Annotated in this window: 23 protein-coding genes, 1 pseudogene and 1 riboswitch; of the genes and pseudogenes, 13 read left to right on the plus strand and 11 right to left on the minus strand. The window is 37.6% G+C overall.

The genetic code is table 11. The features are described from left to right. The first annotated feature begins 37 nt into the window (after window positions 1-37). From polA to OLM56_RS01645, 3 genes are all read left to right on the plus strand, one after another. Window positions 38-2,878: a DNA polymerase I gene (gene polA / locus OLM56_RS01635; protein ID WP_264528095.1), complete on the plus strand. Its 2,841-nt coding sequence runs from the start codon at window positions 38-40 to the stop codon at window positions 2,876-2,878. 80 nt (window positions 2,879-2,958) lie between these two features. Then, window positions 2,959-3,837, plus strand: coding sequence for a retropepsin-like aspartic protease (locus OLM56_RS01640; RefSeq protein WP_264528096.1), 879 nt, complete (start codon window positions 2,959-2,961; stop codon window positions 3,835-3,837). 29 nt (window positions 3,838-3,866) lie between these two features. Further along, window positions 3,867-5,174, plus strand: coding sequence for a serine hydrolase domain-containing protein (locus tag OLM56_RS01645; protein WP_264528097.1), 1,308 nt, complete (start codon window positions 3,867-3,869; stop codon window positions 5,172-5,174). Between the two features lie 32 nt (window positions 5,175-5,206). Here OLM56_RS01645 and OLM56_RS01650 read toward each other — a convergent pair. Then, window positions 5,207-6,228 (minus strand): annotated as a pseudogene (locus tag OLM56_RS01650) (LacI family DNA-binding transcriptional regulator). A gap of 366 nt (window positions 6,229-6,594) precedes the next feature. Here OLM56_RS01650 and OLM56_RS01655 point away from each other — a divergent pair. The 7 genes from OLM56_RS01655 to OLM56_RS01685 all read left to right on the plus strand — a co-directional run bounded on the left by OLM56_RS01655 (window position 6,595) and on the right by OLM56_RS01685 (window position 11,856). Beyond that, window positions 6,595-7,338, plus strand: coding sequence for a ferritin-like domain-containing protein (locus tag OLM56_RS01655; RefSeq protein ID WP_264528098.1), 744 nt, complete (start codon window positions 6,595-6,597; stop codon window positions 7,336-7,338). A gap of 27 nt (window positions 7,339-7,365) precedes the next feature. Continuing rightward, window positions 7,366-8,205 (plus strand): ferritin-like domain-containing protein, encoded by an 840-nt coding sequence (locus tag OLM56_RS01660; RefSeq protein WP_264528099.1) that lies wholly within the window; start codon window positions 7,366-7,368, stop codon window positions 8,203-8,205. Between the two features lie 253 nt (window positions 8,206-8,458). Then, window positions 8,459-8,914: a 50S ribosomal protein L13 gene (gene rplM / locus OLM56_RS01665; protein WP_121375329.1), complete on the plus strand. Its 456-nt coding sequence runs from the start codon at window positions 8,459-8,461 to the stop codon at window positions 8,912-8,914. Beyond that, window positions 8,914-9,300, plus strand: coding sequence for a 30S ribosomal protein S9 (gene rpsI, locus OLM56_RS01670; protein WP_121375330.1), 387 nt, complete (start codon window positions 8,914-8,916; stop codon window positions 9,298-9,300). The genes rplM and rpsI overlap by 1 nt, the downstream gene beginning before the upstream one ends. Before the next feature lie 181 nt (window positions 9,301-9,481). Further along, a complete protein-coding gene (rpsB, locus tag OLM56_RS01675) occupies window positions 9,482-10,258 on the plus strand; it encodes a 30S ribosomal protein S2 (RefSeq protein ID WP_121375331.1) in 777 nt (258 codons plus the stop codon). 131 nt (window positions 10,259-10,389) lie between these two features. Further along, entirely contained in the window at window positions 10,390-11,214 is an 825-nt protein-coding gene (gene tsf, locus OLM56_RS01680; protein WP_182492854.1) for a translation elongation factor Ts, read from the plus strand. Between the two features lie 81 nt (window positions 11,215-11,295). Then, the gene (locus OLM56_RS01685) at window positions 11,296-11,856 is read left to right on the plus strand and encodes a DNA-3-methyladenine glycosylase I (protein ID WP_264528100.1); all 561 of its coding nucleotides are present in this window, start codon (window positions 11,296-11,298) and stop codon (window positions 11,854-11,856) included. 4 nt (window positions 11,857-11,860) lie between these two features. On the opposite strand, the gene aat is transcribed toward OLM56_RS01685, so the two are convergent. The 3 genes from aat to OLM56_RS01700 all read right to left on the minus strand — a co-directional run bounded on the left by aat (window position 11,861) and on the right by OLM56_RS01700 (window position 13,873). Further along, window positions 11,861-12,499, minus strand: a complete 639-nt coding sequence (aat, locus tag OLM56_RS01690; protein WP_264528101.1) for a leucyl/phenylalanyl-tRNA--protein transferase — start codon at window positions 12,497-12,499, stop codon at window positions 11,861-11,863. A 70-nt stretch (window positions 12,500-12,569) separates the two neighbouring features. Beyond that, window positions 12,570-12,944, minus strand: coding sequence for a DUF3127 domain-containing protein (locus tag OLM56_RS01695; RefSeq protein WP_264528102.1), 375 nt, complete (start codon window positions 12,942-12,944; stop codon window positions 12,570-12,572). Window positions 12,945-12,994: 50 nt separating this feature from the next. After that, entirely contained in the window at window positions 12,995-13,873 is an 879-nt protein-coding gene (locus tag OLM56_RS01700; RefSeq protein WP_264528103.1) for a flavin reductase family protein, read from the minus strand. Between the two features lie 129 nt (window positions 13,874-14,002). Here OLM56_RS01700 and OLM56_RS01705 point away from each other — a divergent pair, with 129 nt between their 5' ends. After that, the gene (locus OLM56_RS01705) at window positions 14,003-15,154 is read left to right on the plus strand and encodes a sensor histidine kinase (protein WP_264528104.1); all 1,152 of its coding nucleotides are present in this window, start codon (window positions 14,003-14,005) and stop codon (window positions 15,152-15,154) included. Between the two features lie 64 nt (window positions 15,155-15,218). On the opposite strand, the gene OLM56_RS01710 is transcribed toward OLM56_RS01705, so the two are convergent. Together OLM56_RS01710 and greA are read right to left on the minus strand one after the other, a co-directional pair. Further along, window positions 15,219-15,608 carry an HIT family protein gene (locus tag OLM56_RS01710; RefSeq protein WP_121375338.1) on the minus strand — a complete coding sequence of 130 codons (390 nt, stop codon included), beginning with the start codon at window positions 15,606-15,608 and terminating at the stop codon, window positions 15,219-15,221. A 23-nt stretch (window positions 15,609-15,631) separates the two neighbouring features. Next, complete coding sequence (gene greA / locus OLM56_RS01715) at window positions 15,632-16,108, minus strand: transcription elongation factor GreA (protein WP_264528105.1); 477 nt, start codon at window positions 16,106-16,108, stop codon at window positions 15,632-15,634. 166 nt (window positions 16,109-16,274) lie between these two features. Here greA and OLM56_RS01720 point away from each other — a divergent pair, with 166 nt between their 5' ends. Beyond that, the gene (locus OLM56_RS01720) at window positions 16,275-16,703 is read left to right on the plus strand and encodes a Rieske (2Fe-2S) protein (protein WP_264528106.1); all 429 of its coding nucleotides are present in this window, start codon (window positions 16,275-16,277) and stop codon (window positions 16,701-16,703) included. Beyond that, window positions 16,704-17,159, plus strand: coding sequence for an SRPBCC family protein (locus OLM56_RS01725; protein ID WP_264528107.1), 456 nt, complete (start codon window positions 16,704-16,706; stop codon window positions 17,157-17,159). Window positions 17,160-17,240: 81 nt separating this feature from the next. Here OLM56_RS01725 and OLM56_RS01730 read toward each other — a convergent pair whose 3' ends face one another. The 5 genes from OLM56_RS01730 to OLM56_RS01750 form a co-directional block, all read right to left on the minus strand. Then, on the minus strand, window positions 17,241-19,496 hold the full coding sequence (locus OLM56_RS01730; RefSeq protein WP_264528108.1) for a TonB-dependent receptor: 2,256 nt from the start codon (window positions 19,494-19,496) through the stop codon (window positions 17,241-17,243). Window positions 19,497-19,586: 90 nt separating this feature from the next. After that, window positions 19,587-19,681, minus strand: a riboswitch (TPP riboswitch). A 51-nt stretch (window positions 19,682-19,732) separates the two neighbouring features. Then, complete coding sequence (gene arfB, locus OLM56_RS01735; RefSeq protein WP_264528109.1) at window positions 19,733-20,134, minus strand: alternative ribosome rescue aminoacyl-tRNA hydrolase ArfB; 402 nt, start codon at window positions 20,132-20,134, stop codon at window positions 19,733-19,735. Then, window positions 20,134-22,251: a DUF4301 family protein gene (locus OLM56_RS01740; protein ID WP_264528110.1), complete on the minus strand. Its 2,118-nt coding sequence runs from the start codon at window positions 22,249-22,251 to the stop codon at window positions 20,134-20,136. Before OLM56_RS01740 ends, arfB begins: the two co-directional genes overlap by 1 nt. Continuing rightward, window positions 22,206-22,835 (minus strand): nicotinamide riboside transporter PnuC, encoded by a 630-nt coding sequence (pnuC, locus tag OLM56_RS01745; RefSeq protein ID WP_121375345.1) that lies wholly within the window; start codon window positions 22,833-22,835, stop codon window positions 22,206-22,208. The genes OLM56_RS01740 and pnuC overlap by 46 nt, the downstream gene beginning before the upstream one ends. Window positions 22,836-22,847: 12 nt before the next feature. After that, window positions 22,848-23,567 (minus strand): geranylgeranylglyceryl/heptaprenylglyceryl phosphate synthase, encoded by a 720-nt coding sequence (locus OLM56_RS01750; protein ID WP_264528111.1) that lies wholly within the window; start codon window positions 23,565-23,567, stop codon window positions 22,848-22,850. Window positions 23,568-23,608: the final 41 nt, after the last annotated feature.

Raw genomic sequence — 23,608 nt, forward strand, 5'->3', positions numbered from 1 at the left:
AGTTTTGTATTTTTGGAAGCTATACAAACAAATTCTTATGTCACAACAAAAACGCCTATTTCTTCTTGATGCCTATGCTTTAATCTTTAGAGGCTACTATGCATTTATAAAAAACCCAAGAATCAACTCCAAAGGAATGGATACTTCCGCAATCATGGGATTTATGAACTCGCTCTTGGATGTAATCAAAAGAGAAAAACCGGACCATCTTGCTGTGGCATTTGACAAAGAAGGCAGCCATGTAAGAACCGAAATGTTTGCCGAATATAAAGCAAATCGCGATGCGACTCCCGAAGCCATAAAAATAGCCATTCCTTATATCCATGACTTATTAAGAGCCATGCACATTCCGATTATAGAAGTAGCAGGCTGCGAAGCCGACGACTTGATTGGAACCATTGCCAAACAGGCAGAAAAGCAAAACTACCAAGTATTTATGGTCACTCCTGATAAAGATTTTGCCCAATTAGTTTCGGAAAACATCTTCATGTATAAACCGGCTCGAATGGGCAACGGAATTGAAATTTGGGGAATTCCTGAAGTATTGGCAAAATTCGAAATCGAAAGGCCAGAGCAGGTAATTGATTTCTTAGGAATGATGGGCGACGCTGTCGATAATATTCCAGGTCTTCCTGGTGTTGGAGAAGTAACTGCCAAAAAACTGCTGAAGGAATTCGGCACTATGGAGAACCTGCTCGAAAACACGCACCAGCTGAAGGGCAAGATGAAAGAAAATATCGAAGCCAACAGAGAAAAAGGAATCTTATCTAAAAAACTGGCGACAATTATTACCGATTGTAACGTGACTTTCAATGAAACGGATTATGAACTTACACGCCCTGATATTGAAAAAACCGAAGCGATTTTCCAAGAATTAGAATTCAGGAGAATGGCAGAGCAGTTCGACAATCTATTCAGAATCGACCATAATGCTCCAATCGTCAACAACCCGGCAGAAGCAAGGCTGTATAAAAAACCACAAGCAAAAAACGAAGACCAATTCGACCTTTTTGCTTCAGCAACTTCTGATGAAAACACAGGAGAGACCAAAACCAGTTTTTACAAAACACTAAAAGACACCGAGCATTTCTACCAATTGGTCGAAGGCGACATGGCAATCAAGTTCCTATTGCAGAATTTATTAAAGCAGCCAAGCGTAAGCTTTGATACCGAAACTACAGGAATCGACCCTTTGACCGCAGAATTAGTCGGAATATCTTTTTCATGGGAAAAAGGAAAAGGATTTTATGTCCCAGTTCCAGAAAATCAAACCGAAGCACAGGCAATCGTCGACAAATTCATTCCGTTTTTCGAAGCAGAAGGAATTGAGAAAGTCGGTCAAAATCTAAAATACGACCTAAAAGTATTAGCCAATTACAACATCGAAGTCAAAGGAAAAATTTTCGACACGATGATCGCGCATTATCTCATCAATCCAGATATGCGACACAACATGGATATTTTATCCGAAACCTACCTCCAATATTCGCCACAGTCTATCGAAGAATTAATTGGAAAGAAAGGAAAGAATCAAAAAACGATGAGAGAAGTTCCTGTCGAAGACGTCAAGGAATATGCTGTAGAAGATGCCGACGTGACGTTGCAACTTAAAGATTTTTTCAGCAAAGAATTAGACACCACCAATACGAAAAAGCTATTCGAAGAAATTGAAGTCCCTTTGGTTCCTGTTCTTGCCGACATGGAAAAAGAAGGCGTAAACCTCGATGTACCTTTTCTTCATAATTTATCTCAAGAACTAAAAGGCGATATCCAGAAGCTGGAAGACCAAATTTATGAGAATGCCGGAGAAAAATTCAACTTGGCTTCACCAAAACAGCTAGGAGAAATCTTATTTGACAAGCTGAAAATTGGAGGCGCAAAACAAAAGAAAACCAAGACAGGACAATATGCAACTGGCGAAGAAGTGCTTTCCTATTTAGCATTATCGAGCCCATTCGTCCAAGACATTTTAGACTGGCGCCAATTGGTAAAACTGCAAAACACTTATGTGGAAGCCTTGCCGTTGCAGGTTTCTGCAAAAACAGGAAGAGTCCATACAGATTACATGCAGACCGTTGCCGCAACCGGACGTTTGAGTTCCAACAATCCTAACTTGCAGAATATCCCAATTCGTACAGAAAGAGGCCGTCTGATCCGAAAAGCATTTATTGCTCGAGACGAAAATTACACTCTAGTTTCTGCCGATTACTCTCAAATAGAATTGCGCATCATAGCCGCGTTGAGCGGAGACCCAGAAATGGTCAAATCCTTCCAGAAAGGAGAAGACATTCATGCTTCAACAGCTTCAAAAGTTTTCAACGTAGCATTAGAAGAAGTAACGCGCGAGCAAAGAAGCCACGCCAAAACCGTAAACTTCGGGATTATCTATGGCGTATCGGCCTTCGGATTGAGCAACCAGACATCACTATCGCGTTCTGAATCTAAAGATTTGATCGATGCCTACTATCTGACTTATCCAAGACTGAAAGCTTACATCCAAGAACAGATCGAATTTGCCAGAGAAAATGGTTACGTACAGACGATTTTAGGAAGAAGACGTTACCTTAAAGACATTAACTCGCAAAATGCAGTCGTGCGTGGCGGTGCCGAACGAAATGCCGTGAATGCGCCAATCCAAGGAAGTGCTGCCGACATCATCAAAATCGCGATGATAAATATCCACAAACGCTTGAATGCTGAAAACTGGAAAAGCAAAATGTTGCTTCAAGTACACGATGAGCTTGTTTTTGACGTTCATAATAGTGAGCTAGAAAAAATCCAGCCTATGATCAAACACGAAATGGAAAATGCGTTCAAGCTGGATGTGCCTTTGATTGTTGACTTAGGAAAAGGACACGATTGGCTTGAAGCCCATTAAAAGAGTCGTAACACAAACAGAAAATTACGTCAAATAAGCAACAATCAAAAGTCCATTATCCAGATAGGACACCATTCACTATGAAAAAGTTAATTCTATTCTTATGCATCAGTTTTTGCCTAAATTCTTTCGGGCAAAATAAAATTTCAAAAACAATAACGATTCCGTTTACTTTACTGGAAAGCGGACATATTTTAGTCAAGGCCAAAATAAACAATCTAGAAGGGAATTTCATTTTTGATACTGGCGCCGGACTCAATTTAATGACCAAGAAATTTGCTGACAAAATAGAAAATCTGAAGAAAACGGATGGTTTTTATACAGGCCATAGAGCAACTGGCGAACAAATAATAGCAGATCTTTGGGATACTGAAAATTTTGAAATTGGTACTCTAAAATTAAACCACGAAAAATTTACCATAATTGATTTAGATTTTCCTGTGGATGGTCTGATTTCATTACTCCCGTTTAGACACATTCCTATTACGATCGATTACAAGAATAAAATATTGACCTTAGAAACGGATAAATCTTTACAACAATTAATCAAGACTGGCGCTTCAATTCCGATTCAAATTTCTGACGATTTAGAAAAGACATTGGGAATTGCTACTTATGTCAGGCTCAATGATCAGCTTACGGTACAAATGAATCTCGACAGCGGTGCTGGCTTCAACATCTTCCGATTCAATTCGAGATATATGGAACCACTTGCCATTGATTCTTCGCAAGTAAAAACAAAATACCAAAAAAGTGATTTTAAGCCTACAGAAGGAAATACATATTATTTCACTACCCTTTCCAAAATAAACACACAAACAAACGACAAAATCAAAGCTACAGATTTCAACGCTACTTTTATTGACGGATTGATTTACGAAGCTATTGGAAGCATCAATTGGCTAGGAAACAAAATTACGATCGATATCCAGAAAAAAAATATGATTATCAATAATTAGGATTCTATTTTTAAACCAAAAATAATCTCATGAAAAAAATATTCTTATTTCTATTCTTCTCCTTATCCCTACATTCATTCGGACAAAGCGAGACAAGGTTCGACAAGATCGACAGCCTTTTAAATTATCTGGCTTCGAACAATAAATTTATGGGAAGCCTGGCCATCCAAGAAAACAACCAAGTCGTTTTTGAAAAAAATTATGGCTTTGCCGACGTAAAAAACAAAATAAAAGCTGGTGCAGATACCCGATATAAGATTGGCTCTATTACCAAAACATTTACCTCGGTTGTCATTTTGCAATTGGTTGAAGAAAAAAAACTGACGCTTGACACTAAGCTTTCACGATTTTTCCCGACCATAAAAAATTCAGAGAACATCACGATCGAAAACCTGCTGAACCATTCAAGCGGTATTTACAGTTTTACGAACGATGCTGATTATGTTGTATATGCAAAGTTGCCGAAAACCCGAAGCGAGCTGATGAAAAAGATAAAAGCAGGGAAGCCTGTTTTTGAACCTGGAGAAAAAGCAGAATACAGCAATTCTAATTTTGTGATTCTGGGTTGGATTATTGAAGATCTTACGAAAAAAAGTTATGCCGAAAACATCGACAGCCGTATCGTAAAGAAACTGGGACTTAAAAATACCGGATTTGCTTCTGGCGCTAAAAACGAAGCCATTTCGTATGCTTGGGATGGAAAAACTTGGCAGGAAGCTCAAAAAGAAGACATGTCAATTCCGGGTGGCGCCGGAGCTATCCTTTCCTCTGCTTCTGACTTGACCAATTTTATCAATAGCTTGTTTTCAGGAAAATTGTTAAAACAAGCTTCCTTAGACATCATGACAACTATGGACAAAGGTTACGGCAAAGGAATTTTTGCCATGCCTTTCGCGGAAAGAAAATTTTACGGGCATGAAGGAGGAATCGAAAACTTCACGTCTTCCTTGACGCACTATCCAAAAGAAAAACTGAGCATCGCTTTGCTTGATAACGGACAAGGCTACGAAATGGACGGAATAATGATTGGAGTCTTAAGCATCTATTACAAGATGCCGTACCGTTTTCCGAACCTAAAAACTGCGGTCGTAGAACTCTCGATCTTAAAAAAATACGAAGGCATTTATTCTGACCCTAATTTCCCGATGAAAATCTCAATCAAGGAAGAAAAAGGCGTGCTTATCTGCCAGGCAACTGGGCAAAGCTCTTTTCCGCTGAATCCGCTAAGTGATACGAATTTTAATTTCGAACCAGCTGGATTAGAATTGGTTTTCTCACCAAATGCCATGACAATACTGCAAGGCGGCAACGAGTTTAAACTCACGAAAGAAAAATAAAAAAAAGCCCATTCGATTGAATGGGCTTTTTTTTATAATTTTCGAGTAGAATCTCTCTGGCGGAGTTCCGTCTTGATGACCGTAGTCCTATAAGCATATTCTTCGTCTTTGCTTTCCAGTTTTTCGATAAGCATTTTAGCTGCTTCTTCGCCAATCTCAATACCATGTTGGCTGATTGTAGAAAGACTTGGCGTCAGTCTTCGCGACCAGACTCCATCCGCAAATCCAATTACAGAAAGTTCTTCAGGAATCTTGATTCCTTTTTGATAGCCATCTTCATAGCCATGGTCGAAGCGTGTTCGTCTAAGCCAAAAATTCCGTCAATCTCCTGATTATCGATCAGGTCTTTCAGCCTGAAATCAAACTCATCTGGATTATCAGTTCGTATAATCAAATCTTTATTTATAGCAATATGATTATCATTTAATGCTTTCACATAGCCTTGCGCTCTCAATTTGGCCACGCTTAGATTATCGATAGAAGTAAGCAATGCGATTTTTCTACATCCTAAGGTTATCAAGTGGTTCACGGCATTTACCGAAGAATCGAAATCATCAACAATCACCTTGTCGCAATTTACTTCGTCAGAGATCCTGTCGAACATTACGATCGGGATGCCTTCGGAAATAATCTCTTTAAAGTGCTTAAACTCTTGCTGTTTCTGAGTTTCTTCCGAAATAGACAAAATAAAACCGTCAATCGTTCCATTGCTGAGCATGTCCATCGTATGAATTTCTTTCTTTAGCGATTCGTTAGAAATGCAAGTAATCACATTATAGCCTTTTTCATTTGCCATCTTTTCGATACCACTGAAAACCTTCGCAAAAAACGGATTCAGAATATTAGGAATAATAACTCCGATAGTTTTGGTGCTGCGATTTTTCAGATTGATGGCGATGTTATTTGGCTTGTAATTTTTAAGCTTCGCAAATTCCTGAATTTTAATTTTTGTAGGCTCGCTAATTTCCGGGCTGTTGCTCAACGCTTTAGAAACTGTCGAAACAGATACATTTAATTCTTTGGCTATTTGCTTTAAAGTTGCTTTTGGTTTCATCATTTTCAGTATAAAAGAAATGTAAAGTAAGTGAAAAAATAGAAAATATTCTTAAAATTTACAGTAAACTTAAAAATAGAAAAACAAAAACTACGGCACATTATTCGGGATTTTTAAATACTTAACACTAGTTTTATTTCATGCCAAGTACTGCTGGCATTCTTCGCACGCCTGTGCAAATTAAAAAATTAGCAATAAAAAACATCTTCATACAAACAAATACATAGCAAAAACAATCTTCACATTATAATTATATAAAATTTTATCAAAACCGCTAACATAATTTCAACGTAAGTAGTCTACATAGATTCCCAATGGGAACCTAAAATCAACCCGATTAATTATTAACCTTTTAAATGTCTACTTATGAAAAATGCAGTAACTGTAAAAGAACAGCTTACTTCGGGAACCAACCGAAGAAGCTTCTTAAAAATCAGCGGACTCACGATGGCGGCTACAGGACTACTCCTCACGGGCTGTAGCAACGATGATGATTCTGAAAACAACGGCCCGTATGCTCCAGGAATACGCAATGGCGTATTCGATCTAGGAAGCGGCGATCTGGGAGTCTTGACGTATGCGTATGCGCTGGAACAACTCGAAGCCGATTTTTATACGCGAGTTGTCAACCTCAATAATTTTGGAGCACTGTTCAATTCCGAAGAACAACAAGTACTTTCTGATTTATATGCTCACGAGGTAATCCACAGAGAATTTTTCAAGACGGCTTTGACAGGAGCCTTGAGCAATCCTTCCACACAATTACTACCAGCACTGGAATTTGATTTCAGCACCGTAAACTTTGGCAGCAGAGATTCTATCCTAGGAACCGCTAAAGCTTTAGAAGACACAGGTGTTGCCGCTTATAATGGAGCAGGAAAACTAATTACAAGCGCTGACTATTTATTATTAGCGGGGAAAATTGTTTCTGTCGAAGCACGACATGCATCCGCCATAAGAAGCTTGATCAACCCAAATTCGGATGATTTTGCTGGTGATGATATCGTAAGTGCATCTAACGGACTGGATGCCGCGAAAAATCCATCACAAATACTTCCTGTGGCGGGTAGCTTTATTACGACAGAATTTTCAGCCGTCTACCTACCTTAAATACTAACCAACAAAAATTTAGAAATTATGAATCTATTAAAATTTATAGAGTCCTTCACTGATGAAAACTTCATGAAAAGCACGGGCTCCAGAAGAGATAGTTTTGGACAGTTCGGACAATTGGGCAAAAATTTAGCCCTTGCCTCTATTCCATTAGGATTGGCAGCATTCACTAACAAAGCCTTTGCTTCAGATATAGGTCCGACACCAAGCACGCCAATCGGAGCGCTCCAGCTTGCCCTCACGCTAGAATATCTTGAAGATGAATTTTATCGCTTAGGATTAGAATCTGGCGTTATCCCGACAGGAGGAAGAGATGAAAAAGTATTCATGCAGATTGCACAACACGAAGCCGACCATGTGGAATTTCTGATTGCCGGACTCGGAGCCAATGCTGTTGCCAAACCAACATTTGACTTTACGGTCGGAGGCGCGTTTGATCCTTTCAATTCGACAGGAATAGGAAATGCCGCCGCGTACCAACAATTTTTGATATTGGCACAAGCATTTGAAGACACCGGAGTAAGAGCCTACAAAGGCCAGGCTGCCAACCTTATATCGACACCCGACTTACTGACAGCCGCTTTGCAGATTCATTCCGTTGAAGCGCGCCATGCATCAGAAGTAAGAAGATTGCGAGGGCTCAAAGGATGGATTACCGGAAACCAAAGAGGAACTGGAATGCCGTCTGCAACTCAAGCCGTTTATGATGGAGAAGAAAATGTAATGCAGGCTGGATTTAATACGAGCACTGTAAGCAACGGTTCATTAGGACCTGCTATTCCAGGAACGGCAGGATCAGAATCTTATGATGAACCTTTGACTACACAACAGTCTGTCAATATTGCCAATTTGTTTATTGTATAAACCATTTACCCCTAAAATCTAGCAAACCATCTAAGCGTATTTTAGATGGTTTTTTTGTTTTTAAATAAGCCGACACTCCTACCGAGCCATTAAACCAAAAATAAACCGTAGATTTGCCTTCTTCATTTATAGATTTTCAATCTGATAATCAGCCTCTAAAATAATCTTTTATAGGTGTTTGCATTTAAAATAAATTATTGTACTTTTGCAACCCCTTTATTGGGGATGGAATGTTTAATTAAAATAAATTATTGTGAACACATTAAGCTACAAGACAATTTCAGCTAACAAAGCCACTGTAACGAAAGAGTGGATTGTTGTTGACGCTGAAGGTCATAACTTGGGCCGTCTTGCTTCAAAGGTCGCTATGATCCTTAGAGGTAAATACAAACCAAGTTATACACCGCACGTGGACTGTGGAGATAACGTAATTGTTATCAATGCAGAAAAAATCAACCTTACAGGGAACAAAATGGATGACAAAATCTATATGCGTCATACAGGATACCCAGGAGGACAAAGAACTTTAACTGCTAAAGTATTACAGACAAAAAATCCAGCTACTTTAGTGGAAAAAGCAGTAAAAGGAATGTTGCCTAAAAACAAATTGGGAGCACAACTTTTCAGAAATTTAAATGTTGTTGTAGGTCCAGAGCACAAACAAGAAGCTCAAAAACCTAAAACTGTTAACCTTAACGATCTTAAGTAATGGCTACAATTCACAAAATCGGTAGAAGAAAAACCGCTGTTGCTCGTGTTTATGTTACAGAAGGAACTGGAAACATCACGGTAAACAAAAAAGAATTTACAACTTACTTCCCGACTGCAACTTTACAGTACAAAGTATTGCAACCTCTTTCTATGACAGAGAACGCATCTAACTTTGACGTAAAAGTAAACGTTTATGGTGGTGGTTCAACTGGTCAAGCAGAAGCTGTAAGAATGGCATTAGCACGCGTAATGTGTGAAGTAAATGCTGAAAACAGAGCAATCTTGAAACCAGAAGGTTTATTAACTAGAGACCCAAGAATGGTTGAACGTAAAAAATTCGGTCAGAAGAAAGCTCGTAAGAGATTCCAATTCTCTAAACGTTAATATTACCGTCTTTTCTGTATTGGAAAAGACCTCGTTCATTTATTATTTAAAAACAATGTTGTTATTCCCTGCCGAGGCAGGAAATTAGTTTAGCATCTAAATGAAGCCTAAAGCCTAAAGCTCAGCTTAAAGCCAAAAAGGAACATTGCTAATTCAACAGAACGTAAACTATTACATTAAAATGGCAAACAAAGTAGAAGTTAAAGAATTACTAGAAGCAGGTGTTCACTTCGGACACATGACTAGAAAATGGGATCCAAACATGGCTCCTTACATCTATATGGAGCGTAATGGAATTCACATTATCAATCTATATAAAACTGCAGCTAAAATCGAAGAAGCTAATGAAGCTTTGAAAAAAATCGCTGCATCTGGTAGAAAAATATTATTCGTTGCTACCAAAAAACAAGCAAAAGATATCGTAGCTGAAAAAGCAGCTGCTGCAAACATGCCTTACATCACTGAAAGATGGCCAGGTGGTATGCTGACTAACTTCGTAACTATCAGAAAAGCGGTTAAAAAAATGGCTTCTATCGATAGAATGAAGAAAGACGGTACTTTCATGACATTATCTAAAAAAGAACGTTTACAGGTTGATCGTCTTCGTGCAAAATTAGAGAAGAACTTAGGTTCTATCGCTGATATGTCAAGACTTCCTGCTGCATTGTTCGTTGTAGACATTAAAGCTGAACACATCGCAATTAAAGAAGCTCAAAAATTAAACATTCCAGTTTTCGCAATGGTAGATACAAACTCTGACCCAAGAGAGGTTGATTATGTAATCCCTGCAAATGATGATGCTTCTAAATCAATCGATAAAATTTTATCTTTAGTAACTACTGCTGTTATCGAAGGTCTTTCTGACAGAAACACAACTTCTGAAAAAGAGACTGAGCAGCCAGTTGGCGAAGTTGCAGACGCTCCAAGCGAAACTGTAGAAACTTCAACAGAAGAATAAATTAAATTAGAGTTCCAATTTTTAAATTCCAATTCCAAATAAATTACAATACGTTGATAATTTAATAAACTTGGGATTTGGAATTTAAATCTTGGGATTTTTTATTTTTAACCCTTAAAAAAAATACTAAAATGGCAACTATAACTGCTGCAGATGTAAATAAATTAAGAACCTTGACTGGTGCAGGAATGATGGACTGCAAGAAAGCTCTTGTTGAAGCTGACGGAGATTTCGATCTAGCTATCGAAAACCTACGTAAAAAAGGTCAAAAAGTAGCTGCTAACAGATCAGATAGAGAATCTACTGAAGGTGCTGCTATCGCTGTTGTAAATGCAGACAAAACTGCTGGCGTTGTGATCTCATTGAACTGTGAGACTGACTTCGTTGGAAAAAATGAAGGTTTCGTAAAGTTGGCTACAGATTTGGCTAACCTTGCTTTGAACTTCCAAACTAAAGAAGAATTTTTAGCTGCTGATTTCAACGGAATCACTGTTGCTGATAAATTGATCGAGCAAACTGGAGTTATCGGAGAAAAAATCGAAATCGGTTCTTTCGAAAGATTAGAAGGTGCTTTCGTTGGATCTTACATCCACGCTGGCAACAAAATCGCTACTTTAGTTTCTCTTTCTGCTAATGTTCCTGGTGCTGAAGAAGCAGCTAGAAACGTTGCAATGCAAGCTGCTGCCATGAACCCAATCGCGTTAGACGAGGCTGGTGTTGATGCATCTATCATCGAAAAAGAAGTAGAAATCGCTAAAGACCAATTGCGTCAAGAAGGAAAACCAGAAGCTATGCTAGATAACATCGCTAAAGGTAAAATCCAACGTTTCTACAAAGACAATACTTTAGTAAACCAAGACTACATTAAAGACGGCGCTGTTAGCGTTTCTGGATATGTAAAATCTGTTGACGCAAACTTGACAGTTACTGGTTTCAAAAGAGCTGCTTTAGGATAATCTCCTAAAATAGTTCCACATATAAAATCCCGCTTCTAACCGAAGCGGGATTTTATTTATATTTGGATTAAAATCTGAGCAATGGAAGAAAAGATAAGATGTAGATGGTGTATTGGCGATGCGTTATACGAAAAATACCATGATGAAGAATGGGGCGTTCCTGTATATGACGACCAAAAACTATTCGAATTCTTAATCCTAGAAACATTCCAAGCCGGATTAAGCTGGATTACCATACTCAGAAAAAGAGAAAACTTCAAGAAAGGCTTTGACAATTTCGATTATAAAAAAGTCGCTAACTATGATGAAGAAAAAATCCAAGAGCTTCTTCAAGACACCGGAATCATTCGTAACCAGCTAAAAATTCGTTCTGCCGTTACCAATGCAAAAGCCTTTATGGAAACCCAAAAAGAATTTGGAAGCTTCTCTAATTACATTTGGAAATTCACAGACGGCAAGCCCATCATAAACCGTCCAAAATCACTATCTGAAGTTCCAGCCACAACACCGCTTTCTGACAAAATCAGCAAAGATTTAAAAAAGAGAGGATTTAAATTTGTAGGTTCGACGGTAATTTATGCACACATGCAAGCCACAGGAATGGTCAATGATCACATTGAGGCATGCTGGACAATGAAGTAAGTCATTATTTGGATTTTAAAATCGCAATAAAATCTTCCCTAGGAATCTCTCTTGCTCCCAAGCTTTCTAGATGATCATTATGAACTTGGCAATCTAAAAGCTTATAATTTTCCTCCTTTAGCTTTTTTACTAAAGAAACGAAGGCTACTTTCGAAGCATTAGAAACTTTGGAAAACATACTTTCTCCGCAAAAAATATGGCCTAAATCGATTCCATAAAGTCCTCCAACAAGAATATCTTCTTGCCACACTTCGACAGATTTTGCAATTCCCATTTCATTTAGCTTTGAATAGGCTTCAATCATTCCGTCAGTAATCCAAGTTCCACGCTGTCCATCTCTTTTGATGGAACTGCAATTTGAAATTACTTCTTTAAAATTTTGGTTGAATGTTACTTTAAAAACACCTCTGTTCAGTATATTTCTCATGCTTTTTGAAACTAAAAACTCATTCGGAAACAAAACCATTCGTTCTTTAGGCGACCACCAAAGAATGGGCTCGTCTTCATCAAACCATGGAAAAATACCGCTCTTGTAAGCCAAAAGCAGGCGTTCTGGTGACAAATCTCCGCCAATAGCTAAGATACCATCCTCATCCGTTTCATTTACTGGTGGAAAAAATAATTCTTTGGTAAGGAAATACATTTATAACTTATTTTACTTCATAAAAAAACCGCAAGAATTTCTGCGGTTTTTGATACTTCTGCTTTATTTATTAGAAAGGCAAATCGTCGTGCTCTTCTTCTTTAAAATTATTTGCTGGTTCAAAAGCTTCTCTTGCCGGCATTGGAGGAACTTGAGCAGAAGGAGCATCGGCTTGCAGTTTTTCGATTCTCCAGCCTTGAATGCTGTTGAAATATTTAGTTTCTCCTTGAGGATTTACCCACTCTCTGCCTCTTAGGTTGATTGAAACCTTCACAGGCTCACCTACTGAATAATTATTCAATAGATCGCATTTGTCCTGCGTGAATTCAATCATGATATGTTGCGGGTATTGCTCCTCAGTAGTAACAACCAATTCTCTTTTTTTAAATGACGCACTAACTTGCTGTTCGGCATTTATTACTTTAACTTTTCCAGTAACTTCCATAATCTCTATTATTTTTGTTTATTTATATGGCTTGTAATTCAGCCTTTTCATTATATTTTTTCAGAAAGCAGCACTTTCCATGCCGCAATCACTTCATTATTATCCAAGTATTCTTTTGCTTTCAAATGCACTTTTTCCTGATCATCGGAACTCAAAACGCCTTTGACGGCAAAATTCTGATTTACAAATATAGCAACTTCTTCGCTTGTAGGCAATGCTTCAACGTTGCCTAATTTACCTAAATCATTGCCGTCGAAAATCGGACTATTTTTTATAAAATCTGGTATTTGGTCAACACCGATTCCTAATGTGGTCAATGGCTTTTCCACTTCAAACAATCCCATATTTGAACGCGAATACCAATTGCCGCCTAGCCTAGAGACCAAGTCAATTTTATATTGATCAACAGCACCATTTTCATCCAAAATCTTCTCATCAATATGCATTTTTACAATCTCACAGATAATTAGATTCCCTGCACCGCCTTCGCTTCCAAGACTGATGATTTCTTGTATCTTGCATTCAAATTGAACGGGAGATTCTTTTACTCGGAAAGGCTTTACCAAATCAGATGGAATTGGCGTAAATCCGGCTTTTAAAAATTCATTCACACCATTGCCATATTCTGTACTCGATAGGGAAGCCTGCTGCACCATATCAAAATTGACTACATTAATCACAACTTCTCGAGTAGCTTCGGCATTGATCAAGGTGTGTTTTATCGTATTGTCGCGGACACGTCTGGATGGCGAAAAAATCAAAATTGGCGGGTTAGCGCTAAAAAGGTTAAAAAAACTAAAGGGCGATAAGTTCGGATTTCCGTTACTGTCAACAGTACTTGCAAAAGCAATCGGCCTAGGGCCTACTGATCCTTGAAGATAACCCTGTAATTTTGCTGTCGAAATTTCTTTCGGCTCTATACTAATCATAAAATTCTCCGTTTAAACAAAAGTAATAAATTGAATCATAAGGAAAGAATGAAGTATTTAAGACTTATAAACAGTTTGAGATTTTGACTTTGTTTCTTTTGCTTATATTTATACCTCAAAATAAGATTTATGCAGTTTTCTGAAAAAAGAAATGTTTCCCGATGGATCATCATCATGATCTCTTTCATCATAATTTCTCTCATCCTTTGGAATACCTATACTTTTTTCCAAATCTTTAAAAATGAAGAGCATCTAAAAATGCAGATTTGGGCGACTTCATTAAAGACAATCAATAAGGCCGATTTAGAAAACGACGACATTGAATTACCAAGGCAGATTGTAGACAAAAACACTACCATTCCTATTGTGCTTACTGATCAAGCCGGAAATATTATGGGAATGCGAAATATCGACGAAAAAATCGCGAATGATTCTATTAAAGCCAAAGCCTTTTTCAAAAATTTTAAAAATGAAAATGAGCCGATTCCGATAGAATACCTGCCAGGAGAAATTCAGTATATTTATTATGGGAATTCTTCGCTTTTGAATAACTTGAAATATTATCCGATTGCACTATTTCTTATTTTAGTCTTGTTTGGATTACTTATCTTCAACTTTTACCGTGCCAGCAGAATGGCTACCCAAAACAAGCTTTGGGCGGGTATGGCCAAAGAAACCGCGCATCAGATAGGTACGCCGCTTTCTTCATTGCTTGGCTGGATTGAAATCATGAAAGCTGATAATGTCGACGAAACAACGGTAACTGAAGTCGAAAAAGACATTTTCAGATTGCAGACCATCGCCGATCGTTTTTCAAAAATTGGTTCGGAACCTGTTTTAGAAGAAAAGGATATTATTGCGGAAACAGAACAGTCCTATGATTATCTAAAATCAAGATTTTCGAATCAGATTAATTTTTCTTTCAAAGCTCCAGACCACGCGATCATGACTTCCATCAACCCAATATTACACAGCTGGACGATTGAAAATCTTGTCAAAAATGCGATTGATGCCATGAAAGGAAGAGGAAATCTATCTATTGTCATTGAAGAAGATTCTCGCTTCGTAAAAATAAAAGTAACCGACACTGGAAAAGGAATTCCAAAAAAACAATTCAAGAGGATTTTCGAGCCAGGATTTACGACTAAAAAGCGTGGTTGGGGATTAGGACTTTCGTTAACCAAAAGAATCGTAGAGGAGTATCATGACGGAAAAATAAAGGTCTTTTCGTCAGAAACAGGAAAAGGCACCTGCATGTTGGTAAGTCTGAGGAAACTCTAAAAAGAAACAGCCGCAAATTCAATATTTACTGAATCTGCGGCTGCAAATATTTTAAAAAAAAGGATTATAAGTTGGCTGCTATCTCTTTCGCCAACACTTCAAATTCTTCTTGGGTTAATTTTACTTTATTCTGGAAACGCATTTCGTCCATTTCATTTAACGGAATTAAATGTACGTGCGTATGTGGAACTTCCAAACCAATTACGGCAACACCTACTCTTTTGCAAGGAACTGTCTTCTCTATGGCCTTGGCTACTTTTCTAGAAAATTTCATCAATCCCAAATAATGCTCTTCGTCCATATCAAAAATCTTATCGATTTCTTTTTTTGGAATGCATAACGTGTGTCCTTTCGCATTTGGATTTACATCCAAAAAAGCAAGATAATTTTCGTCCTCGGTAATTTTATAAGCTGGAATTTCTCCGTTAATTATTTTTGTAAAAATTGAGCTCATTGGTTCAGAATTCTGGGTTAAACTTAGTCTCTTGATATTTCTAAAATTTCAAATTTCAAGATACCATTCGGCACTGTAATTTCGGCTATTTCGCCTACTGATTTCCCTAGCAATCCTTTTCCGATTGGAGAAGTAACAGATATCTTTCCTGTCTTAAGGTCGGCTTCACTTTCAGCTACCAATGTATATTTCATTTCCATCCCATTCGATTGGTTTTTGATTTTCACATTTGACAGCACCAATACTTTGGAAATATCAAGCTGTGATTCGTCAATCAGACGGGCATTTGAATAAACTTCTTCTAATTTTGAAATTCTCATTTCGAGCAAACCTTGGGCCTCTTTAGCCGCATCGTATTCTGCATTTTCAGACAAATCCCCTTTATCTCTAGCCTCAGCAATTGCTTGAGACGCTTTTGGGCGCTCAATACTTTTTAGCTGTTCTAGTTCCTCTTTCAATTTTTTTAAGCCTTCTGCTGTATAATAAGATACGTTACTCATAATTTCATCGTTATATATAAAATAGAAAAAATCCCATCACGACGGGATTTCTTTCCACAAAGATAGTATTTTTAATTCAAATCGATATTTATATACTATTCGTATACAAAACCAAAGTTAATTAAATTAAATTTGTTTCTACAAATTATACAATGGAATTTTTAAGATGAAAAAGATTATTGCCCTTTTATTTATCAGTATCACAATTGCAGCATGTTCTGACAGCAATTTCAACAATAGAAACCCTTATATCCCAAATTATTCTTTTAGCGTTGAGATCAATACCAATCTTCCTTTGTATAGTGATCTTCAATACACGGGAAATGGCAAGTTGATTACGCTAAATGGCGCAGGTGCTAACGGCATTATCGTTTTTAATGCCGGATCAGGAAATTTCAGGGCTTATGATGCTAGCTGTCCTAACCAGTACCCTAGCAGCTGTTCCCGTTTAGAAGTAGAAGGCATCAATGCTGTCTGCCCATGTGATGACGTGGCATACAGCTTGTTTACAGGTCTTGCGGATGCCGATGTGGAATACCCGATGAAGCCTTACCGCGTTGAAGTAAACGGAAACATCATTCGAGTTTATAACTAAATGCCTCGAATTTATCTTGAAACAAAAATTTCTGCACCTGTAGGGATTGTATTTGATTTGTCAAGAAGCATCGATTTGCATAAAATTTCAACTAAGCATACCAAAGAAGAAGCGATTGCCGGCAAAACTTCCGGATTGATTGCATTGGGCGAAACGGTCACGTGGCGTGCAAAACATCTAGGGTTTACTCAAAATCTTACCTCTAAAATAACAGACTTTAACTATCCGTTTTTCTTTGCAGATGAGATGACTCAAGGAGCTTTCAAAGAATTCCGCCATGAACATCATTTCGGGCCTCATGAAAATACGACTTTGATGATTGATATTTTTACGTATCAATCTCCTTTTGGATACTTCGGAAAAGTAGCCGATTTCATTTTCTTAAAAAAATACCTCAGCAATCTTTTAGAAAGAAGGAATCTTATCATAAAAGATTTTGCAGAGTCGGAAAAATAGCAACAAGTATTGAAAGAAAAAGCCTGACAAGTCATGATAGACTTGTCAGGCTTTGGGAAAAATAATTAAAAAACTTCTCTTTTAAAACTTCAAGGTCATTCCAGCCAAGAAATTGATTCCGGCTTGCGGGTAATATCCAGCGCCTTCCATTGTGGTTATAGTGCCTGGATTTGAAAAATCATCATCATACGTATAGAAATAACCATTAGACTCGTATTTGTAGTCAAAAACGTTGTTTACTAAACCTGAAAAGATGATTGATTTGAAAACAGAATTGGTTTTGATTTCATAAGAAATATTAAAATCGCTCACAGAATAGCTTTCTAATTTTGACCCTTTAGAATCAATATTTCCCATATACTGATCTCCAACAAATTTCGTCAGAAGAGAAACCTGCATGTTCTTGATTGGTAAAAATGTAATTGCGTTCCCAACGATCACGTCAGGCGAAAAGGCAATGTTCGTATTTCCTAGTTTCTCTAATGCGCCATCTCTTTGGAAGACAAAATCTTCATTTTTGTTTGTGCTTACAGTTACATTCGGGCGGAAAATCCATTTATCTGCCACAAAAAGAGTGGCATCAATTTCCAATCCAAGCCTATAACTTTCTCCGCTATTTTGACGGATAGGCGCCCCAACATCATTCAAAGCTCCAGTCAATACCAGTTGGTCTTGGTATCGCATATAATAACCGTTCACATTCAGTTTTGTCTTTGGCGCATTGTACCTCCATCCTAGCTCAAAATCGTTAAGCTTTTCAGGTTTTGGATTTCCAGACTCGTAATCGCTTCTGTTGGGCTCTCTGTTTGCTCTTGCATAAGAGAAATAGATATTATTTTCATCGTTAACGATGTAGGTAATTCCTGCTTTCGGATTGAAGAAATTAAAATTATCATCTACAGAACCTGTATCTGCTCCTTTGGTCTTATAGCCTACATTTCTGTATTGCAAGTCTCCGAAAAGGCTCCAATTTTCATTGAACTTGTAATTTACTTTTGCAAAAACGTTGAAATCGGTTTTTGTAGAAAAGTCATCATAATATTTGAAATTGTATTCTGGCAAAATGAAGCTTCTTGTCCAAAGAATATTCCCGAAATGCTTGCCTTCATATTTGTTCCAGCCGCCACCAAGTATAAAATCCAGTTTCTCATTTTTATAATTGGCAGAAAATGTCGTTCCATAAAAATCATTATCAAGCCATTTTCTACGAATCAAGTCGCTTGACTCGATCAATTCCCCTTCAACAACCTGCGGTTGAATTCCATATTCGGATAAATCTTCGTCTACTTTATAGTTTTCATAATAGCCTTTCCCTTTAGTGTAGTGAAAAGCCAGATTCGTGCTCCAGTTGTCTGAAAAACGTTCATTCCAGTGCAATTGGTAGTGATCTTGGTTGTAATTATCTGTTTCATTATCATAGAAACGGGTCACGCCATTGTCATCGACATATTCTCCGGAAGTATTATAAGTTCTGTCATTTTCAAGCTTATCTGGATCTTCCAGCCCGTTCCAAGCTTGATATGTTTTTTCTTTTCCTCCAAAAACCAATGCTTTTATCAAGGTTGTTTTTCCTATGTACGTTCCTTGAAAAAAGTAAGACTTCAGGTCTGACGACGCTCTATCGATATAACCATCTGATTTGATATTAGAAACGCGCCCAGCCAGTTCAAAATGATCTTTTATCAATCCGGTGCTGAACTTCAAGGTATGTTTTCTAGAATTAAAGCTTCCGAAAGAATTGGAAATTTCGCCATTTGCTTCTGTTGCATAGGAATCTGTCAGCAAGTTTAAACTGGCACCAAAGGCTCCGGCTCCATTTGTAGAAGTTCCGACACCACGCTGCAGCTGTATGTTCTGGACTGACGAGGCAAAATCAGGCATATTTACCCAAAAAGTACCTTGCGACTCAGAATCATTATATGGAATTCCGTTAAGCGTCACGTTAACCCTTCGGGAATCGGAACCTCTGACGCTGATGGCAGAATATCCGATGCCGTTACCTGCATCCGACGTAATTACTACGGATGGCAGATAGTTTAGCAAGGCTGGAATATCCTGACCTAAATTCCTAGATTCTAATTCTTTTTTGCTAATGTTGCTGAAAGTAACTGGCGTTTGTGCCGTAACTCGGACAGCGGAAACTAAAACTTCATCGAGATTGTTAGTTTTTGTGGTATCAATAACCACTTTTTCTTGAGCAAAAAGAGATCCGGATGTAAAAAACGCAAGTCCTAAAAGGGTTCTTGCATGAAGAAGGGATCCAGACGTATGATTTTGACTACGGTTTTTGTGCCTGTCTTTCTGTCTGGACTCATTTTTTTTGAATAAAGTTTTCATTCGTAAATTTTCTTACGAATAAAAGGGGCAATTATTCTATTGTTTAAATTAATTGATTGTACTTAACGACAAATTTTAAGCGTGCACTCGAAAAAAATGTCGTTTCATCCCTTGGCAGCATTACCCGCCCAGGTTCCTTGGGTATAATCTCAGCTCGTTATTTGGAGCACCCCTTTGAGACGGGGCAAAGATAGAAAAGTATTGAGACAATAGTCTCTATAATTCATCTTTTTTAATCAAAAGTCAGGTTTTCTTCTGGATTGCTTCTTCTCGGAAAGATTTCTTTTGTTTTGGATACGTTTTTTGATTACAGATTTTGGTACTTTCGTGGCTTTGCGTTCTTTTGGAATGATTAAATTCTCTCGAAGCAGTTGGAGGAATCTCTTAACGACAATCTCCTTGTTTTTTAATTGACTTCTGTCTTCATCGCAATTCAAAAGTAGTATCTTATCGTTAGTCAGTCTTGGCGCTAGTTTATCTTCCAGAAGAGCTATTTCTTCTTCAGAAAGCGCTTTTGAGTTCGACAAATCGAAAGACAGCACCACTTTAGAGGAAACCTTGTTGACATTCTGTCCTCCTGCTCCGCTGCTTCTGACTGCTTTAAATTTTAATTCTGATATGATTTTTTCGGTATCCACTAGTATTGCGGCTGATGCGCCGGTTTCAATAAGTCATTAACTGTTTTTACTGGATTGAAAGTAATCAAAGGCACTTCTACAAAAATAGTAGTCCATTTTGCCATAGCGCCATTCCATAGTCCCGGCAGTTCATACGCTTTAATCGGCTTGCCATTTTTATTTTTTTCTACGATAAAACCGCTATCAATATCAACAAATTCCTTGAGGTCAAACTTTTCGCCTCTGTAATTTTTTGTACCGCAAACTAAGTCAACAGGGTTAAAATGTGTCGAACTGGCTAGCAATTTGGCTTGTGTCGGGTTTTGAGTATCAATCTGCGATGATTCGACAATCTGCAAAGAAACATTTCCTTTTTTATCTCTTACCCAAAACGGCCCGCCTCCAGGTTCGCCTTCATTTTTTACCATACCGCAAACACGAATCGGCTTGTTGAGAATTTCTTGAAGATACACAACCTTATTCTCCCTAGTATATTTCTGAAAATCTGCAGTTATAGAAATCTGGAGTTTTGTCTTTACAAATTCTACGATCTCATCAATCATTTCCTTTTGGATATTTTCAGCAGACAAGATTTTAAGAGAGGCGAAAATTTTCTCCTGAAATTCCAGCAAGATGCCCGCCAAAGCTTTCTTGTACAAACCAATAGTCTGTATATGATTCTGGATTACGTTATCAATGTTTTTTATGAAAATAATATCGGCATAAAGCTGATTTAAGTTTTCAATCAAAGCGCCATGTCCTCCCGGTCTAAAAAACAATCTTCCATCGTCTTGACGAAAAGGATTATTCTCTAAGTCCACCGCTAGTGTGTCTGTCGTTTTATGCTGGTAAGAATAATCGACGTGGATCTTTATATTTGAATTTGCTTCAACTTTCGGCTTGACCTCGTTTATAATCCGATCGAAAGAGTCTTGATGTTCTTCTGAAATGGTAAAATGCAGGTTGGAAACATCATTAGAAGAAGCGTAAAAACCACTTTCATTTAAATGTTCTTCGATAGGCGTTGCAATATAATCTCCATATTGATGAAAAGGCAATACGGCTTTTGGTTTTGAAGCAAAATCAAAATGACCTAATGACAAGAGGGATTTTATAAAATAAAAAACTCTGGTGTCTTTGTCCCATTGTTTGTATTCTGGATATTTGGACTGGGTGTATTCTAAGACTGCTTTATGAAAGGGAAATTTTTCTATTCCGATTAAAAAAATAGAAATGGAACTGCAATGTTTTCTGTTGATATACGCATTGATTGTTTCGCTTCCGAGCTTAAACTCATTAATAAATTCGCTTAAAAACTTGAACATTCTACTAGCAGCGCCGGATGCCGGGACAAATTTCTGAAGCTTGAGATTGTTCTTTTTAGAATCGAATAGATTAGAATAATATATCGCTTCACTTTCAGACAAAGGCATTATTCCGTTAGCAATGGAAGCCGGCTTTTCCAATATCGCTTTTGGAATTCCGACGTTAAATATCTGTAGTTGAGCCGCTACATCATCAACACTTATTCCTTGGTTGTAAATCTGAATGAAATCATAGGGAGTAAAGCCTAAAGCTTTTATTTTTGCTAAATCTTTAAGAATCGTAATCGCTTTTTCAAATCTTTCTTCCTTGCTTCCTGTAAGCAAAATGTAAGGCTTTTTATTTTCAATTAGCGCTTCTTCAAATTTCTGCAATAGCATTTCACGTTCGTCTGGCTTATCGCGCAAATCGTCTTTTTCGAAAGGAACATCGATATCTGTGAGAAAAAACAGTTCGTATTTATGTTTTCGTGCAGCCTTATCCAAAGCAGGATTGCAAAAACCGTAATAGATTTCCGAAAACACTTTAGTGCACATCAGATTGGTGTCTGCAAAAAGATAGTTACCTGTATTGGCCAAGGCTTGATTCTCGAGCTTCATTTGGCCTATTGCAATCGGAAGCAAGTCTTCTGGTTCACAAATTTGTTGCGAGCGGTCCCATTTTTCTTGTAGGTACTCGCGAGCGAACTCTGGAATCCAAGTGGATTGAAAGTGCTCTGCTAATTGTTTTGCTAATGTAGTTTTCCCGGTAGATTCTGGTCCGTACAATGCTATTCTGATTTTATCTGTTGCCTGCTGTTTAAGATTTTCCTCCATTCTATGTAAGCTAAAATAGCCAAAATTGTAAAAATTACATACTGCAATGCCAACATTCCCAAATCCCTATAGGCATACAATGGGACAGCGATGATATCTGCTATGATCCACAGCGTCCAATTTTCAATCTTTTTCATTGCCATATACCACATGCCCGTAAAAAACAATCCTGAAGTAAAAATATCGATATAGTTTTCAGGCTTGATTTCTTTGCCAAACAAATGGTACACAAAATATGTTACAACAATAGTAAGAAAAAATAATAATACTCCAATAGCTTTTTGCTTCCTATTCGTTCTCGAAATTTTTATGACATAATCGTTTTCCTTCATTCTTGACCAGTTAATCCAGCCATATACACTCATTATCGAAAAATAGATATTAAGCGTCATATCGGCAAAATAACCTGCTTTATAAAGAAGATAAACAGTGATGACCGTGGCTATAATTCCTGTTGGATATACCAAAATGTTTTCTTTCTTGGCATAATAGACGCTCAATATGCCAAAGACAAAAACAATGGCTTCGAGAATAATATCGAGGGTCGGTTTGTCTTTATAGGCTTCGAGAAAAAAATCAATCATTATATTTTGAGATTAGGAATTTGTAAAAAAATCAGGATCATTTTCAAAAGCTGTTCCTATTACCACCAAATCAGCACCAGCTGTGTAAGCATCCTTAATGCCCTGTATGTTTTTAATGCCGCCGCCGACAATCAAAGGAATTTTTATATTTTTTGAGACTAAAGAAATCGTATCTAAAGGAACAGGCAGTTCTGCACCACTTCCCGCTTCCAAATAGATCAGCTTGTTTCCTAGAAATTCTCCTGCCAGCGATGTTGCTACGGCAATTTCTGTATTATGTCTTGGCAAGGGTATTGTTTCGCTGACCGAAGCCACGGCAGTCTGGCTACCACTTTCAATCAAAATATAGCCCGTAGAAATAATTTCGAGATTGGATTTTTTTAAGATTGGCGCTGCTTTGACCTGATGTTCGATCAAGAAATCTGGATTCCGTCCTGATAATAAAGTCAAAAACAAGATACCGTGGGCTTCTATTGAAATCTGAGACGGATTTCCTGGAAACAGCACTATCGGAAGTTTTGTCTTTTCTTTTAGTTCGCGAATAATTACATCAATCGTATTTGTAAGCACAAGGCTTCCGCCAATGAAAATATGTGTAGCTGGAGATTGGTTTATTTTCGGGATGATATTTTCTAGTGAATCTAAAGCAACTTTATCGGGATCGAGAAGAATTGCCAGAAGCTTTTTGCCTTGAATTTTCGACTGGAGTATTTCGTTGTAGATATTCTGCATTTTTGTTTAGGGAAATTCGAAGATTTTCACAAAGCTACATT

Source organism: Flavobacterium sp. N2550 (genome assembly GCF_025947265.1).
In the GTDB taxonomy this organism is placed as follows: domain Bacteria; phylum Bacteroidota; class Bacteroidia; order Flavobacteriales; family Flavobacteriaceae; genus Flavobacterium; species Flavobacterium endophyticum.